At 49.5% G+C, this 16,038-nt stretch carries 9 protein-coding genes; 5 read left to right on the top strand and 4 right to left on the bottom strand.

Annotated features, from left to right (window positions below; all coding sequences use genetic code 11):
* Positions 1-44: 44 nt before the first annotated feature.
* The 3 genes from QT979_RS09110 (at position 45) to QT979_RS09100 (ending at position 8,131) form a co-directional block, all read left to right on the top strand.
* Positions 45-5,348, top strand: a complete 5,304-nt coding sequence (locus QT979_RS09110) for a response regulator (RefSeq protein WP_333309341.1) — start codon at positions 45-47, stop codon at positions 5,346-5,348.
* Positions 5,349-5,615: 267 nt separating this feature from the next.
* The gene (locus QT979_RS09105) at positions 5,616-6,866 is read left to right on the top strand and encodes a Rid family detoxifying hydrolase (protein ID WP_333309339.1); all 1,251 of its coding nucleotides are present in this window, start codon (positions 5,616-5,618) and stop codon (positions 6,864-6,866) included.
* A 173-nt stretch (positions 6,867-7,039) separates the two neighbouring features.
* On the top strand, positions 7,040-8,131 hold the full coding sequence (locus QT979_RS09100) for an RNA-guided endonuclease TnpB family protein (protein ID WP_333309337.1): 1,092 nt from the start codon (positions 7,040-7,042) through the stop codon (positions 8,129-8,131).
* Between the two features lie 103 nt (positions 8,132-8,234).
* On the opposite strand, the gene QT979_RS09095 is transcribed toward QT979_RS09100, so the two are convergent.
* From QT979_RS09095 to QT979_RS09085, 3 genes are all read right to left on the bottom strand, one after another.
* Positions 8,235-8,888 (bottom strand): class I SAM-dependent methyltransferase, encoded by a 654-nt coding sequence (locus QT979_RS09095; RefSeq protein WP_333210273.1) that lies wholly within the window; start codon positions 8,886-8,888, stop codon positions 8,235-8,237.
* Between the two features lie 25 nt (positions 8,889-8,913).
* Entirely contained in the window at positions 8,914-10,257 is a 1,344-nt protein-coding gene (locus QT979_RS09090) for an amino acid permease (RefSeq protein ID WP_333210271.1), read from the bottom strand.
* A gap of 391 nt (positions 10,258-10,648) precedes the next feature.
* Positions 10,649-11,038: a hypothetical protein gene (locus QT979_RS09085; RefSeq protein ID WP_333309334.1), complete on the bottom strand. Its 390-nt coding sequence runs from the start codon at positions 11,036-11,038 to the stop codon at positions 10,649-10,651.
* Positions 11,039-11,197: 159 nt separating this feature from the next.
* Here QT979_RS09085 and rppA point away from each other — a divergent pair, with 159 nt between their 5' ends.
* The gene (gene rppA / locus QT979_RS09080) at positions 11,198-11,872 is read left to right on the top strand and encodes a two-component system response regulator RppA (RefSeq protein ID WP_333210331.1); all 675 of its coding nucleotides are present in this window, start codon (positions 11,198-11,200) and stop codon (positions 11,870-11,872) included.
* The gene (locus QT979_RS09075; RefSeq protein WP_333210268.1) at positions 11,865-13,136 is read left to right on the top strand and encodes a HAMP domain-containing sensor histidine kinase; all 1,272 of its coding nucleotides are present in this window, start codon (positions 11,865-11,867) and stop codon (positions 13,134-13,136) included. The genes rppA and QT979_RS09075 overlap by 8 nt, the downstream gene beginning before the upstream one ends.
* A gap of 417 nt (positions 13,137-13,553) precedes the next feature.
* On the opposite strand, the gene QT979_RS09070 is transcribed toward QT979_RS09075, so the two are convergent.
* Positions 13,554-15,707, bottom strand: coding sequence for a polyribonucleotide nucleotidyltransferase (locus tag QT979_RS09070; protein WP_333309332.1), 2,154 nt, complete (start codon positions 15,705-15,707; stop codon positions 13,554-13,556).
* Positions 15,708-16,038: the final 331 nt, after the last annotated feature.

The following is a 16,038-nucleotide window of genomic DNA, read 5'->3' as shown; positions in this document are numbered from 1 at the left end:
AACATAGACCCAATACAATAACGCTTAAAATCAGGAATAAAACTATGCTGCCGGAGCAACAACAGAGGATAATGGGCTACTTTATTGAGGAGGCCAAAGACCACCTCAATACGATCGAACAAGGCTTGCTGAATCTGCAAACCACGATCGAAGACCCAGAACTGGTCAACGAAGTATTTAGGGCCGCTCACTCTGTCAAAGGAGGAGCAGCAATGCTGGGGCTGACGAGCATTCAGCAAACAGCTCACCGACTAGAAGATAGTTTTAAAGTATTAAAAGAGTGCAGCGTTAAAGTAGACCAACAGCTAGAGTCCCTGTTTCTGCGAATTTTTGACACATTGCAAGGGCTGTTAGAGCAACTGTCGGGGCCTTTTGGACTGACAGAAGAATTGGGAGAACAGATGGTTCGAGAATTAGAACCAGTATTTGAAGAACTTAATGGGCACTTGGGGGGACTCGTTGGACACGGAGAATACCATGCATACGAGAGCAGCGCTCTGGCCGTACCCGAACCAGTTATGGCGGGGATGGGAGTCGGGGCGTTGGCCTCATCAAGGAGTATTCAGGATTCGCGGTCAGTTTATGCACCTGATGCCAGAGCAACAGAAGACAGCGCGCTGCAGCTAGTATTTGACTCGGACGTACCGGCGAGGATGCGGGAACTTCTGCAAGAGTTCAAACAGCCCGAAGGGCCAGAAAGCAGGCGGCAACTCAAGAACATTTGTCGGAACTTGCTCAGGGCGGGGGAAGAATTTGAACTGCCCTGCTGGATAGAATTGATCCAAGCTGTATCCAAGGCGATCGCCAACCCAGACAATACCTACCGTACCTTAGCCCCAACGGTGATCAAAGACATCAAACAAGCGCAAGAACTGGTCATTTCTGGTCTAGAATCGTCGATCGCACCAAGTGCAAAACTTCTGGCGCTGCAGCCGGCTGTTCTGGTTCCAGAAACAGATTTTGAAGATTTGCTGGCCTTCGCTCAACCGAGTAAATCCGGGAAAAATGTGGTTTCTGTTGAGGATGAGGCCTGGGATCTGGTGGGATCGGGCGATGCCCCGGATGGATTGAACAAGTTGCTGCCGACTATTTCGGGGCTGAGTATAGACGAGCTGTTCGACCAACTCGACAGTGGCAACAGCAACGATGAAAGTGGCATTCGATCGTCCCAGTTCGACGCGGATTCCGCCTTCGCAGAATCGGATATAGAGACGGGTGCATTTAGAGGCTCGACCCGCACCGGCCCGGAAGTGGGCGCGGCAGAACTCAACACTTTAGCTGACTTGTTTGACGGCGAGTCCCCGGATCTCGACGGCGCTTGGGAAGAAGAAGAAGACCTCGACTATGCACAGTCTTCTGGGATATCGGCGGGAATGCTGGGGTCAGACGATGACAATTCCGGCGATTTTACTGATTTGTTGTTTGACGAATACGATGCGGAAAGTTCCGAAACGAACACGAAGCCTCCGATTGATGACCTGACGAGTTTGTTTGGGGAGGATTTGCTGTTTGGAGAGGAGGCAGAGGGCACGGCAGTAGCTGCCGGTCAGAAAAATGCGGGTTCGAGCCAGCGGTTAACTCGCAAACAGGTTAAAACGGGTAACGGTAAGGGCGGTTTGGAGCGGCGAGACGAGACGGTGGCCCCAGCCAGGGGACAAGCTGACGAAGATGCTCTCGGTACGCTTTTGGACGAAGTGGCTGCCCAAACTTCTGCAGGTGGTACGGACAATGCTGATTTCGAGAACTTGTTCAGCGATTTAGGCTTATCTGAGGCAACAGGTGGGCTGGCAGTCTCTTCGGAGTATTCCCTGAAGTCTGAGGCTTTAGATGGAGAATCGAAGAAACCTGCAGCAGGGGGGGGCAATGATTCAGCGGAGGCCGAAGCGGTTGGTCTGCCTGAAATCGATGATTTCGAGTTGTTCTCTGAGCTTGGCGAGGATTCGGATTTGAGCGAGTTGTTGGGGATTACTTCTAATTTCCTTTCTTCAGAAGACGAAGGTGGGGAGAACGGGGGCGATCGAGCTCAAGCTGCAGGCACCGAACAAAATGAGGAAATGGGCAACGTTCTTAACATGACATCAAATTCTGATTTAGATATCTCTGCGGATGAAAACTGGCTAGAAGATTCTTTCGGCATGGAAGACGAGTCTGTGCAATCGCTCAACCTGGAAGTGGACGATACGGATTTAGATGCGCTGTTTGGGGATATGACCTCGGACGCGATTTCTGAGGATGAACAAACTGTGCGGGATGGCAAAGGATCGGCTACTTCCCGAGAAGCGGCGGATTTGGCTGAGCTGTTCGGTTCTGTACCTACGGGTACTGAGTATGACGGAGAAGCTTCGGGGCAAGCCCGTGGGAGTTGGCCCAATGATGGGCATTCAGAATTGCTGAGTGCGGATGTGGGAGTTGATGAGGGCGACTTGGGGAGTTTGTTCGAGAACAATGGTGCGGCGGTTTCCGACCAAGGCTTGGCAAATTCGGCAGAGGCTGAACTAGAGGCTTTGTCCGACGATCGTCCTGAGTCGGAAATTTTAAATGTCGAATCTGATGAGGGCGCAGCTTTCGATTTCTTGGAGGATATGTTTGGGGAAGGCATGGTGCAGCAGGGGGATGCTGGATCGGCGCCAGATGACGGCGCTGCGGATGTGAAGGAGTTGTCTGCCCAACCTGCCGATGGTTTGTTCGACCAGGCGAGTGCGGATTTGTTCGATCGAGCCGAAACAGATGCCGCCGGGGAGTTTGAGGGCGAAGATGATTTGTTTGATGCCCTGGAAACGGATTTTTCGAGTGTGGATTTAGAGGCACTGCCTGCAGAATCTCTCGATGGTATGTTTGATGGGGATGCTGACTTGCTCTCGGCGATGGAAACCGGGGCTACTCTCAACAACGAAGAGTTGGAGGGTTTTGATGATTTGTTGGATTCGATCGATGCTGAGGTTCTGGTGACTTCGGAACTGACGACGGGCTTTTGGGACGCTGAGGACGAGTCGGCCCAGGCCGATTCCTCAGAGTTAGAAGAGGCGTCGCTGGCAGACTTTTTTGGCGAGGGCGAATCAGGCGATGAGGATGCCGAAGGCAATTTTGACGATTTAGAAGCACTGTTAATTGCCGGGGGTGCGGGAGCTGTCATAGCAGCTTCTGGGAACACAAATCAGAGTCCGGTAAATACAGAAGTTTTCTCGGATCTCGAAGAACTCCTCAGCGAGAGCGCAACTATGCCGGAAATTTCTGCACCGGCGACAACTGCCAGTAAAGTTTCGCGCGCTGCTGCCGAGGAGAGCGACGACGAATTTGGCGATTTGGAAAAACTGCTGGAAGATCCCAAGGACAGTGGCCGCCAAGGGGAAGGCAATATGGGGCCGTCGGCGATCAACAGACCCAGGCGGAATGCCCGCGCGGGCGGGTTCGGCGACCAGACGATGCGGGTGCCGGTCAAGCAACTGGACAACCTCAGCAATTTGATGGGGGAACTGGTTGTGAACCGCAACAGTTTGGAGCAAGACCAAGAACGGATGCGGCAGTTTTTGGACAATTTGCTGCACCAGGTAACGCTGCTGAGCGATGTGAGCCAGCGGACTCAGGATTTCTACGAGCGGAGTCTTTTGGAGATTGCTTTGCTGGCAAACCGGCAGGGACACCGATCGGCCTGGCGCTCTGAGGATTCGGCGCACACCAGGGAAAGTGCCTGGAGACCGGAGGAAATGGACAGGTTTACTCCTTTCCACAGTTTGGCTCAGGAGATTATCGAGCTGATCGTGCGGGTACGGGAGTCGGCGGCGGACATTGAGTTTTTGGTGGATGAGGCGGATCAGGTGACTCGCCAATTGCGGCAAGTCACGACTCAACTGCAAGAAGGTTTAACTCGCGCCCGGATGAAGCCGTTTGCGGAGACAACGGACAGGCTGTTCCGGGCGGTGCGGGAAATTGCGATTAAGTGCGGCAAGCAGGCTCAATTGCAGGTTGAGGGTAAGGATATTTTGATCGACAAGATGATTGTGGATCAACTATATGACCCGATGACTCATTTGGTGAACAATGCGATTACTCACGGGATCGAAGCGCCGGAGGTGCGTCTGGCGGCTGGGAAGCCTGCAGTCGGCAGGATTACGATTCGCGCTTTCCACCAAGGGAACCAAACCGTGGTTTCGGTTTCTGATGACGGGGCCGGAATTGACCCGCAAAGGGTGAAGGCGAAGGCGATTAAGCAGGGTATGCTGACGGCGGCTCAGGCTCAGAGGATGTCTCGCTCGGAAGTTTACGATTTGCTGTTTATGCCGGGTTTCAGCACTCAGGAACAGGCGACGGAGTACGCCGGCCGGGGGGTCGGTATGAATGTGGTGCAGACTTCGTTGCAGGAAATTCGGGGCACTGTGTCGATCGATTCAACCATCGGCAAGGGGACTGTGTTTACAATCCGTTTACCTCTGGTGTTGAGCATTTCTAAGGCTCTGACTTGCATTAGCGATCGAGCTCGCATTGCTTTCCCGATGGATGGGGTCGAGGATATGATCGATGTCCCTCGCGATCAGGTGACGACGGGGGCGGACGGTTTGCCTTGCATTGAGTGGCGGGGTCAAAGCTTGCCGTTCCGGCCGCTGCGGGATCTGCTGGCTTACAGCCGCCATTTGGGTCGGGGCAGTGTTTACGGGTTCAATACTGACGATGACATGATTTCGGTGATTGTGCTGCGGTCTGCTGGCAATTTCTTGGCGGTGCAGGTGGATCAGGTTTCGACGGAACAGGAAATTGTGATCAAGCCGTTGGAGGGGCCGGTGCCGAAGCCGATCGGGATTGCTGGGGCCACGGTGCTCGGAGACGGTCGGATCGTGGCGATTGCGGACGTTCTGGAGCTGATCGATTTGGCTACTGGAAGGCTGCGGAAGGACACTGGCGGTACGCTTTGGGATGAGGGCGATCGGGCTGCTGCCGAAGCGGAACTCGAGAAGACTGAGCCGACTGTGCTGATTGTGGATGACTCGATTACGGTGCGATCGCTATTGTCGATTACTTTCGAGAAGTCTGGCTATCGTGTAGAAGAAGCTCGCGACGGTAAGGAAGCTTGGGAAAAGATGAAATCTGGTCTGCCTTGCGATATCGTTTTCTGCGATATTGAAATGCCGAGAATGGACGGTTTGGAACTACTTTCTCGGATGCAGAAGGATGCGGTTTTGTGTGAATTGCCGATCGCGATGTTGACTTCTCGCGGTGCTGACAGACACCGCCAAATGGCTTACAGTTTGGGCGCGAAAGGTTATTTCACTAAGCCTTATTTGGAGGAGCAATTGCTTGATGCTGCTTCTCGGATGTTGAAAGGTGAGGTTGTTGGTGCTCCGGTTGGTGTGTAATGTGTAAATCGGCATTTATCTGCGGTTAAAAAAGGTAATTTCTTAACCGCAGATAAGAATTGATAGACGCGGATTCACGCAGATAATCTCTAATTCATCTGCGTGAATCTGTGTTTATCTGCCTCTATCTGCGGTTGCAAAAAAGGGAATTTGTTAACCGCAGATGAAAATGGATTGACGCAGATTAACGCACATTTAGCTCGCGCTTTCGGTTTTGGTGGTAGGCTGGGAATGTGGGGTGTAGCGGAAGGGCGATCGAGGTTATGAATGACGGCTGAAGAACTTTTAGAAAAATACGCCAAAGGCGAACGAAGCTTTGGGGGACAACTGTTAAGCGGGATAGACCTCAAAGGTGCAGACTTGAGTGGCATACACCTAGTGAATGCAAATCTGTCGGGAGCTGATTTGAGTGAGGCCACTTTGAATGGTGCAGACCTCCGAGGAGCAAACTTCAGTAGAGCATCCTTGGTAGGAGCAAACTTAAGTGGGGTGACAGGTAATGTCAACTTCAGTTTTGCAGACCTCAGCGGTGCTGACTTGAGTATGGCAAACCTCACTGGAGCCAATTTGAGTAATACTAAACTGGACAATGCAAACCTAAGTGGTGCTCAATTAATCTCTCTATGGTTAACTAAAGCTTCCTTGAAGGAAGCAAATTTAAAGAGAGCAAATCTGAGCAAGTCAAATTTGACGAGGGCAAACTTGACAGGAGCAGAATTGATTCAAGTGAACTTAGAGGGTGCTAACCTCCAAAATGCCAATCTCCAGAAAGCCAAACTCCGAGGAGTCAATCTGTCTGCACTTAACTTATCAGGCATGAATCTGGCTGAGGCGGATATTAGTGCAGCGGACCTCACAGGAACCAATTTGAAAAAAGCCTGTCTGGCAGGGACAAATCTCGAAAGAGCGATTCTTCAAAAAGCAAATTTGATAAGAGCAAATCTGGAGGAAGCCTACCTTCAGGAAGCAGACTTGACTGATGCTCAAACCTATGATTGGAATATTAAAAATGCAGGCTTGACTGGTGCGATAATGCCAGATGGAGAAATCTACCAGCCAGAAATCTCAGAACCAGAAATCGACTACAAACCGGAAACCTCTCAACAAGAATCCCAAAAAGTGACATCTATGACCCGCAAAATTATTCGTACTGACAAAGCACCGGCACCCGTGGGCCCTTACAATCAAGCGATCGCCGCTACGGGCACTATGCTGTTTGTAGCTGGTCAAATTGCGATCGACATTAGACTAAACGATATTGTCTACACCGACGATGTGGCAAAACAAACCGAACAAGTTATGGCAAATCTCGAAGCCATTCTCACAGAAGCGGGCGCTACTTGGTTGGATGTCGTAAAAACTACGGTTTTCCTCAAAGATATGAATGATTTTGCCGCCGTGAATGCGGTTTATGCGAAATATTTTGATGCGGAAACTGCACCGGCGCGCGCTTGTGTGGAGGTTTCGCGTTTGCCGAAAGATGTGTTAGTAGAGATTGACTGTATTGCGGTTATTTAACGTGAGTTAGAGTGCTGACCTGGCACGTCGATCGGATCGACGTGCCAGGTATATAGAGTCTGACTCCTCAAGCTGCAATAGTCTCACTACTTCTTCAAATTAGCAGGAGTTTAACTTAAGTGCCAAATAGTTTGCTAAACTTATTCATAGTTAATCACGCTTGAGGGAGTTTTATGTTTGCCATCAAACGAGCGCTAAAACTAAATAATAAGGAAGCGACGTTGATGGCAAAACACGCAGGATTCCGGCGCGTGGTTTTTAACTTTGGATTGAGCTTGCGGACTCAAATGTACAGTGATGGGAAATTTACCGACTCGAAGGTAATCAACGAAGTCAAGAAAGTTCTCACCAACTACGTCAAGAAAAAACCTGAATTTGCTTGGATGAATCAGTTATCCAGTCGAGTTTATCAAAATGCGTTAATCGATTTGAAAGATGCGTTTAGTCGCTACCGTTCTGGTTCTTCAGGTCATCCGAAATTTGCTAGCCGACGCTCCGGTCAATCTTTCACTGTTGACTCGTCGAACGGTAAAGTTTTGTTAGCCGCTGGCAGCAAGATCAAGATTCCTACTTTGGGAACTTTTCGACTCTATGAACCATTAGAATGCAGTTTCATCTCTCAAACTTTTACTATTTCAAAAGAAGGGAATCGCTGGTTCGTTTCCTTCTGCGTTGACGCAGAGCGCTTGCCCGTCCAGCACTTTGAAGGCTCCGTGGGAATTGATGTCGGCATCAAGTATGCGGCCACGCTATCAACCCAGCAGACTTTTGATGCACCAAAGCCGCTAAAACAAGCGAAAACCAAGCTTGCTACTTTACAGCGCCAAGCATCAAAACAGGTAAAAGGCTCTCGCAATCAGCGCAAAACTTACAGCAAAATTAGTCAGCTTCATGCCCGGATAGCTCGCATTCGTTTGGACTTTCTCCACAAGTTGACAACTTATTTAGCCAAAACTTTCAGGGTAATTAAGATTGAGAACTTAAACGTTCAAGGAATGATGGCAAATCACAAATTAGCCGGGGCAATATCTGACCTTGGATTTTACGAATTCAAACGTCAACTCGACTACAAGTGCCAAATGTACGGAGCTAATTTAGTGTTGGTAGACCAGTGGTTTCCCAGCAGCAAGACTTGCTCGAATTGTGGCACAAAAAAAGATATGCCACTAAGCGTTCGGACTTTTGACTGTCCTGCTTGCGGTATATCTTTAGATCGCGATTGGAATGCAAGCGTTAATATTTTAAACTGGGAACCCTCGGCTTGAGGGAGATAGCCTACTTATCTTGGGATTAGCCGTCTACCCAATAGCGTAGGAAGTGAACTAAAAACTGTGTCTGAAAATGAGTTTAGACAAGTTTAGATAAGTTTTACGAAGCAGTTTCAGGTACAACCCAGTAGTAGACTGTTCTCTCGCCCACTTTTACTACCTGCTCAGGTTTCCAGTCGCCCATATCGAATTCATGGGACACAATGCGCGTACCTGGTTTTAATTCACTGAGTAATTTGGGGCGCAGTTTTATGTTAAGTTCTGGCAGTAGGTAAAGCGTGACAACTGTTGCCTCACTGAAGTCTGTTTGGAATAAATCTTCCTGACGAAACTCGACACGATCGGTCACGCCAGCCTTTTTGGCGTTCTCGTTAGCTTCTCGAATGCGTTCTGGGCTGATGTCAATACCAATGCCCCGCGCGCCAACCTTTTGAGCGGCTGCAATCACAATCCTACCGTCGCCACTACCTAGGTCGTAAACCACGTCATTGGATTGCACGTTTGCGAGCCGCAGCATTTCATTCACAACCGGTACAGGCGTTGGAACGTAAACGACATCGGGTTGACGAGTGGGAGCTTCTGTTGTGGGGCTAGGACTCGCTTGAGCTAGATCAGAAACAGAATTAGTTTGGGATGTGGCAGCCGGGGTGGGAGCCACTGTCTCAAAGTTACGTTGTTCGCTACAGCCGATCGCAGCAAAACTGAGAATGCTAACGCCAACAAAGACTGATTGCCTAATGGTTTTGAGTTGCATGATCGTAAATCTCCAAAAAAAGTTGCTATGTAGTATGACGGGCAAAGGGAATACCCAGTAGAACAACGATGACCCCTACGATCGCGCCGATGCCTGTATAGACCAGACTGGAATAGAGCAAATAGCCACAAATGGCGCAGAACATTATGGGAACGATCGGGTAAAGCGGTACGCTAAACGGGCGGAGTTGATCAGGTTCTCGAATGCGTAAAACAATTAACGACAGGGTGCTGATCAAAAAGAAAAACCAGAAAATGGGGGCAGTGTAGTCCACCATTGTTTCAAATCCTTTGCGGGTGAAGGTTCCCAGCCCAATCAGCGTCAGCGCGATCGCACCTTGCAATAAATAAGCGGTTGTTGGTGAACTCGGATGCGGGTGCCAGCGTCCCAACCAGCGAAACGCAGACCTATCCTGCCCCAGAGCAAAGCTGCTGCGTGCCCCCGTAAAGATGCTGCCGTTGATCGACCCCAGCGTGGCGGTCACAACCAGTAAACTCACAAACGTGGCTCCCGGTTCACCCAGCACTCGCCGCAGTAAATCTGATGCAACGGCTTGAGAGTCTGCCATGCCTGCGATACCCAATCCCCGCAGATATGCCAGATTAATCAGCAGATAAAGTGCTGTAATGATGCCAATGCTCCAGAGGAACGATCGCAAAATATTGCGCTGCGGGTGGTGAATTTCGGCAGAAATGTAAGCGGCTTCATTCCAACCACCATAGGACAGCAGCACGAAGACCAGCGCTAAGCCCCAGGAAGAGGTAGGAGAGGCATCGAAGGGAAGGGGCCCGACGGGAGGAGGGGAGGATGCCAGACCAACCACGATCACTAGGAGTAAGCCTAAAACGAGTATCACCGCTAGCCAGTTCTGGAGGCCTTTACTCTGGCGCAGTCCAATGATGTTCAGCATTGTGAGCAGGGCGATTGCGACTGCTGCGTAAATTGCAGGCGAGTAGCCACCTAGTCGAAATAGCTCCGAGGCATAGTCGCCAAACACAAATGCCAGCAGCGCGATCGAGCCAGTCTGAATCACAGTCATGCGCGCCCAAGCAAATAAAACCGCGATCGGTTGCCCAAATGCCCGTTTCAGGTAGTAGTAGTTGCCGCCGACATGGGGATAAGTCGTTGCCAATTCGGCGTAGCAAAGTGCCCCCAGCAATGACACAACACCGCCCATTAGCCAGACTCCTATGACACCACCAACCGTTCCGGTATTAGCAGCGACCAGAGCAGGGGTTTCAAAAATGCCTGCGCCGATTACTAGCCCGACAATCAAGGCGATCGCTTCAATTAGAGTAATAGAGGGTTTTGGAGTCCCTGTTTGGGGTTCGTTACGTTCCACCAGTGCAGTGTTCTCTAATCTATCCACAGTTTTAGCTTCTCAACGAGTAGAATTTGTAACGACACCCAGGCGTAAAGCAATTTCCGTTTTGCCCAAAAATCCGACGCCCACTCAGAAGAATTAAAATTCCTGCGATACCAGAAATTAAAAAGAGTTGCTGGAAACGTGAACTGTTCATCCTCAAAAATCTATTGAGGAGAGGGTTGACAATCAAGGTCTACTCTTAGCGTCAACAGCAAATGTGACTCAAAGGTGACAATCCCCACATTTCTCCAATTAATTACTGGGAGCCTATCGATATTACAGAAGACACAATTTCTAGTCCTTCTCATCACAGGCACTAAATCCCTGCTTAGGATCGGCGGCACTCGATCTATTTCCCACTCGCGAATGGTGCAGCAATTTTTCGATCATCCGCTTAGTTCTTAATACGGTAGCTGATCAATTTGCGGACATTTTCAACCGGCATTGCTAATTCTTGGGCGATCGTTGCTTCGACCTGACTGGCTTGGGTTACTGGAAACTCGTATTCCAGCTTCTTTAGAGTTGAGTCACTGGTGTTGACAAAAATAGTGGTAACACCTAGGCTGCGATCGATTTCTGCATTTATGGTCAAGATTGTTACTGGTAATCTCCGATTTAACGGTCTATCTGCCTGGAGTTTGTGGACAGAGTTATAAGGACGGCTGAGAACTTGAACCGCGAGGAAGTTACCTGTAGTCCAGAATAAGGCTGCTACCAAAGGCAGGGGTAACCAGAATTCCCAGGCAGCGCGGTGTAGAAGCGGTAGGAGGCGAGGTAAAGCCATTGGAATGTTGGATTTTAGATTTAGATGGCTCGAAATAATCTGGAGAAACTACCAACATTTTAGTTAGCAACAGATTGGCATAAATCTTACCTGTGATGGAGGCTTTGCCTAAATTTCTTCTCTACCATACGTAAAATTTGCCAAACAATGGTTAGACGGATGCGAATTCTCCTGGTAGAAGACGATGTAGATCAACTGGAGCCACTTCAAGCTGCTCTCTCTGAGGCTGGACATATTGTCGATGGTGTAGAAGATGGGGCGACGGCCCAGTGGATTTTATCGAAGCGGGACTATGATCTGTTGATCCTGGATTGGTTATTACCTGAGATCAGTGGCTTAAGCTTATGCCAGCAATACCGCCGTCTGGGAAAAACGGCCCCAGTGTTGCTGTTGACTGCCAAAGATGCGATTGTTGACAAAATTAGCGGTTTAGACGCTGGAGCTGATGATTATCTGATCAAACCTGCCGATGTGTTTGAACTGCTGGCACGGGTGCGGGCATTGGGACGACGATCGCCACTTTGGAAAGGAGATACTTTACAGGTTGAAGATATGACTCTACATCTATCAACGCTGACTATTGAACGGGGGGAGCAAAGTATGCAGTTATCGACTCGTGAATTTCTATTTCTAGAGTATCTGATGCGCCATCCGCGTCAGATACTCTCCCGTAGCCAAATAGAACAAGCTTTGTGGGAGTGGGGCAGCGAACCGGAGAGTAATGCGATTACTGTCCTAGTGCGTCGTCTGCGGCAGCGATTGCAGATGATAGGTGCTGTCCGTTGGCTAGAAACCGTATATGGTATGGGATATCGCTTGAATCCAGATGTTTAATCGTAGCCGCCGCAATCTTGCCCACTGGTTTACGCTCTCGATGGGGGCTATTCTGATCATTTTTGCAGGGATCATTTACTACCAGCGAGCAGTTAACCGCTTAGAAGAGAGCGATCGACTACTCTACAAAAAAGCAAGAGTCATGGCTGCCAATATTGACTATGGTTTGCGGCAGGGAAAAGAACACATCGATCTGAGTAACGTTCCGATTCTTGGGAATTATTCTCCTCCCTCTGACAGTGAAGTTGTTTATGCTCGGTGGTATTCAGCGACTGGACAACTGCAACAGTTTTATGGGGCGCAGCCCTCGGCTCAGATTCAGGCTCGCGCGGCGTTTCAAACCATTCAGTCTTCCCCCGAGTGGCTGCGACAATTAACGCTTCCGGTTGACTACAAGGGACGCACGATTGGCTACCTCCAGATTGCCATCCCATTGACTGATGCTCAGAAAACACTGAGAGAGTTACTGATGGTAATGGTGGTAACATTGCCCTTGACCCTGGGCGCGATTAGTCTAGTAGGTTGGTTTTTAGGCGGATTGGCTATGCAACCCATTCAAAACGCCTATGCCCAAATGCAACGATTTACATCTGATGCTTCCCACGAACTAAGAGCACCGCTTGCCACCATACTCAGCAATGCCCAAGTTGGCTTACTCAGCCCAGTCGATGCCGGCAAGCCTAAGCACTCTCGATTGGAAAAGATTGCTGAAACGGCTAAGTCGATGAATCGGTTGGTGACTGATCTCTTGTTTTTAGCACGACAGGCAGGACAGTTAGACGCAAACTCGATTCAATCGATTCACTTGAATGACCTGTTAAAAGATACGATCGCCACTTCATCAATACAGGGTGTTGCCCAGCATTTAAGACTTCATTTAGAACTGCCTGAAGAGAGAGTTATGATCAAAGGCAATTCTGATTTATTAAAACAAGCTATCACTAATCTACTCACCAATGCCTGCAAATATACCTTACCTGAAGGAACAGTGTGGCTGCGGTTATTGAATCAGTCTCATCGCATTTTAATTCAAATAGAAGATAGGGGAATCGGCATTCCAGAGGCAGATTTGCCACACATTTTTGATCGATTTTACCGAGTTGATGAGGTACGAACACGGAAGAAAGGCGGCTCTGGATTGGGATTGGCGATCGCCCAGCAAATTGTGGAAGCTCACGGCGGACACCTAACAGTAAGTAGCGAGGTTGGGAAAGGTTCTCTGTTTCAAATAGAACTGCCCCTGTCAATCGATTTTAGATTTTAGATTTTAGATTTTAGATTTGAAGCATTGACTTGCGCGAGATAAATTCGGGGGCTCCTTTATCGGATACAGGTTTTTTATTTCTGGACGGATGAATCACGTGGCGGGTATCCTGGATGCTTTCGGTCATAGAAGATATCCTGCGGCTATAACGGGGACATAGAAGATTGTCACTCTTGAATCACAGTTGCGATCGATTATGTAGTTACGGTTTCAACCGCCGAGGGTAAAGTGCGCGACTTTATTAACTTCCACAGCCGATCGCACTTTTGTCGATCTGTCGCTGTCGCGCACCTACTCCCAAATCAATCTGAAACAATCAGATTTCATCTCAATTAGCAATTAGCAATTACTAATCACCAGTTAGCAATTAGCAATTAGCAATTACTCTACAAGTAATTACCAATTACCAACCGTAAACTATTTATTCAGCGCTTCGCGGGCGGCTACCGCTTCGTCGGGATGAATATTCAAGCGGGTCAAATTAATTCGACCTTTGTTGTCAATTTCTCGTACTTTGACAATCACTTCATCGTTCACAGCTAACTCGTCTTCCACTTTGCCAACGCGGTAGTCCGCTAACTGGGAAATGTGAATCATTCCTTCTTTTCCGGGCAAAATTTCCACAAAAGCGCCGATCGGAATAATTCGAGTTACACGGCCGACATACACATCTCCTGCATTCAACTTGCGCGTCATGCCTTGGACAATGTTGTAAGCCCGCTGAGCTTTTTCGCTGTCGTTGCCAGCAATTGTCACGGTTCCGTCGTCTTCAATGTCAATTTTGACACCGGTTTCTTCGGTGATGGCTTTGATCGTTTTGCCACCAGGCCCAATTACCAAACCGATAAATTCTGGATCGATTTTCAGGGTTAGCAAACGCGGTGCAAACGGCGACATTTCCTTGCGGGGAGTGTCGATGGTTGCCAGCATTCTTTCTAAAATGTGCAGTCTGGCTGGTTTGGCTTGTCGGATGGCGGTGGCAATCACATCTAAGGGCAAACCTTTGATTTTCATGTCCATCTGCAAAGCAGTAATGCCGGTGTCGGTACCGGCTACTTTGAAGTCCATGTCGCCTAAGAAGTCTTCAATTGCCTGAATGTCAGTCAAAATTCGGACTTCATCGCCTTCTTTAATTAAGCCCATTGCCGCGCCGCTGACGGGTTGGGAAAGGGGAACGCCTGCATCCATTAATGCTAGCGTTGAGGCGCAAACTGAACCCATTGAGGTGGAACCGTCGGAAGAAAGGATTTCGGAAACTACGCGAATCACATAGGGGAAATCTTCTTTGGATGGCAACACGGGCAGCAAAGCGCGTTCTGCGAGGGCTCCGTGACCGATTTCTCGGCGGCCGGGCGATCGCATCGGCTTGGTTTCTCCTACCGAAAACGGCGGGAAATTGTAGTGATGCAGGTAGCGTTTGTCTTGCTGCGGGTGCAAGTCGTCTCCTAAGTCTTGGGCGTCGCCTGGGGTTCCCAGGGTAGCTGCGGACAAGACTTGGGTTAACCCCCGATTAAACAACGCACAGCCGTGTACTCGCGACGGCAGCACGCCTACGCGACAAGAAACGGGTCGCACCTCGTCTAGCTTGCGACCGTCTACGCGAATGCCATCTTCGAGGATCTGCTTCCGCATCATTTTTTTGGTAACGTCTTTGAAAACGTTGCCGATCGCCTTGCTGTTGGCGCTGGCGGCTAGTTTTACCGGATCGTCTTCGGCAAGTTCGGCGATCGCAGATTCGACTGCATTTGCCTTAACTTCGTCCAAAGCTGCATTCCGTATTGTTTTGTCTTTTTCAAATCTTGACAAAATGATGCGGATGGGTTCTTGGGCGCGATCGCGAATGAAGTTTTCTAGGGCCGAATCTTGGGATGGCCGTTCCTCTACCACCAAATCGATACCCAATTCCGCCATAATTTCGCGCTGGGCTTGAATCAAGTCACAGGCTGCTTCATAGCCGAAGTCGATCGCCTCGATGATATCCTGTTCCGGCAACTGGTTGGCGCCGGCTTCTACCATGATTACTCCGTCAGGAGAACCAGCTACCACGAGATCCAACTCGCCTTCTCTGATTTCGCTGTAAGTTGGGTTGATGATGAAATCATCTCCTACCAAACCGACTCGCACCGCAGCCATCGGCCCGTAAAACGGCATTTTCGCCAGCAGTATCGCTACTGAAGCCCCCGTCACCGCCAAAACATCCGGTGGCACTTGTTCGTCCATCGAAACCGTTGTGGCTACAACTTGGATGTCATCTCGCAGCCAGCTTGGAAATAGGGGACGCAGGGGTCGATCAATCAAACGACCCGTCAGAGTCACTTTTTCTGGGGGACGCCCTTCCCGGCGCAAAAATCCACCGGGAATTTTACCGCCAGCGTAGAGTCTCTCTTCGTAATCCACCAACAGGGGCAGGAAATCAATTCCCTCTCTCCCCTGCGATCGAGTCGCTGTCACCAAAACGGCCGTGTCACCCGACTGAATCAAAACTGCACCGCCTGCTTGAGGCGCTAGTAAACCAATCTTCAGTCTAATATCCCGTCCATCGAAGGATATTGACTTGTCTATCTCTACCATGTAGCACTGCTTCCTTATCTACCACATTCTTTCTCTGTCGGGATCGTAACATTACCACAGGATGTTTGAGAGTCCGACGCCAAAAGACAGGGATAATCGCCTCGCGATCGACTGTCTGCGTCTGGCTTATAAGCATTTATACTCTCGAATTATTTTTTGCAGTCTGGGGTCGATTCTCTGGTCGATCGTCCGCTAAACGCCTTCCATAGATGGTACGATCAATTTTCGTTTGGGAATTGGGACGTTGAAGGAAGAAGGAAGAGGGATTTAGTTATCTAGGCCTGGCAATAAGCGGTAAGGTGTGCCCTAAGTACCTAAATATACAGGTTCT

Origin of the sequence: Microcoleus sp. w2-18bC1 (assembly GCF_036700365.1) — a bacterium.
GTDB lineage: Bacteria > Cyanobacteriota > Cyanobacteriia > Cyanobacteriales > Microcoleaceae > Microcoleus.
The sequence above is the reverse complement of the archived record's forward strand: the minus strand, read 5'-3'. Positions and strand labels throughout refer to the sequence as shown.

Bases quoted from the DNA above. Each gene is read 5' to 3' on its own strand.
- QT979_RS09110 (WP_333309341.1), top strand. From the start codon at position 45: ATGCTGCCGGAGCAACAACAGAGGATAATGGGCTACTTTATTGAGGAG.
- QT979_RS09105 (WP_333309339.1), top strand. From the start codon at position 5,616: ATGACGGCTGAAGAACTTTTAGAAAAATACGCCAAAGGCGAACGAAGC.
- QT979_RS09100 (WP_333309337.1), top strand. From the start codon at position 7,040: ATGTTTGCCATCAAACGAGCGCTAAAACTAAATAATAAGGAAGCGACG.
- QT979_RS09095 (WP_333210273.1), bottom strand. From the start codon at position 8,888: ATGCAACTCAAAACCATTAGGCAATCAGTCTTTGTTGGCGTTAGCATT.
- QT979_RS09085 (WP_333309334.1), bottom strand. From the start codon at position 11,038: ATGGCTTTACCTCGCCTCCTACCGCTTCTACACCGCGCTGCCTGGGAA.
- rppA (WP_333210331.1), top strand. From the start codon at position 11,198: ATGCGAATTCTCCTGGTAGAAGACGATGTAGATCAACTGGAGCCACTT.
- QT979_RS09075 (WP_333210268.1), top strand. From the start codon at position 11,865: ATGTTTAATCGTAGCCGCCGCAATCTTGCCCACTGGTTTACGCTCTCG.
- QT979_RS09070 (WP_333309332.1), bottom strand. From the start codon at position 15,707: ATGGTAGAGATAGACAAGTCAATATCCTTCGATGGACGGGATATTAGA.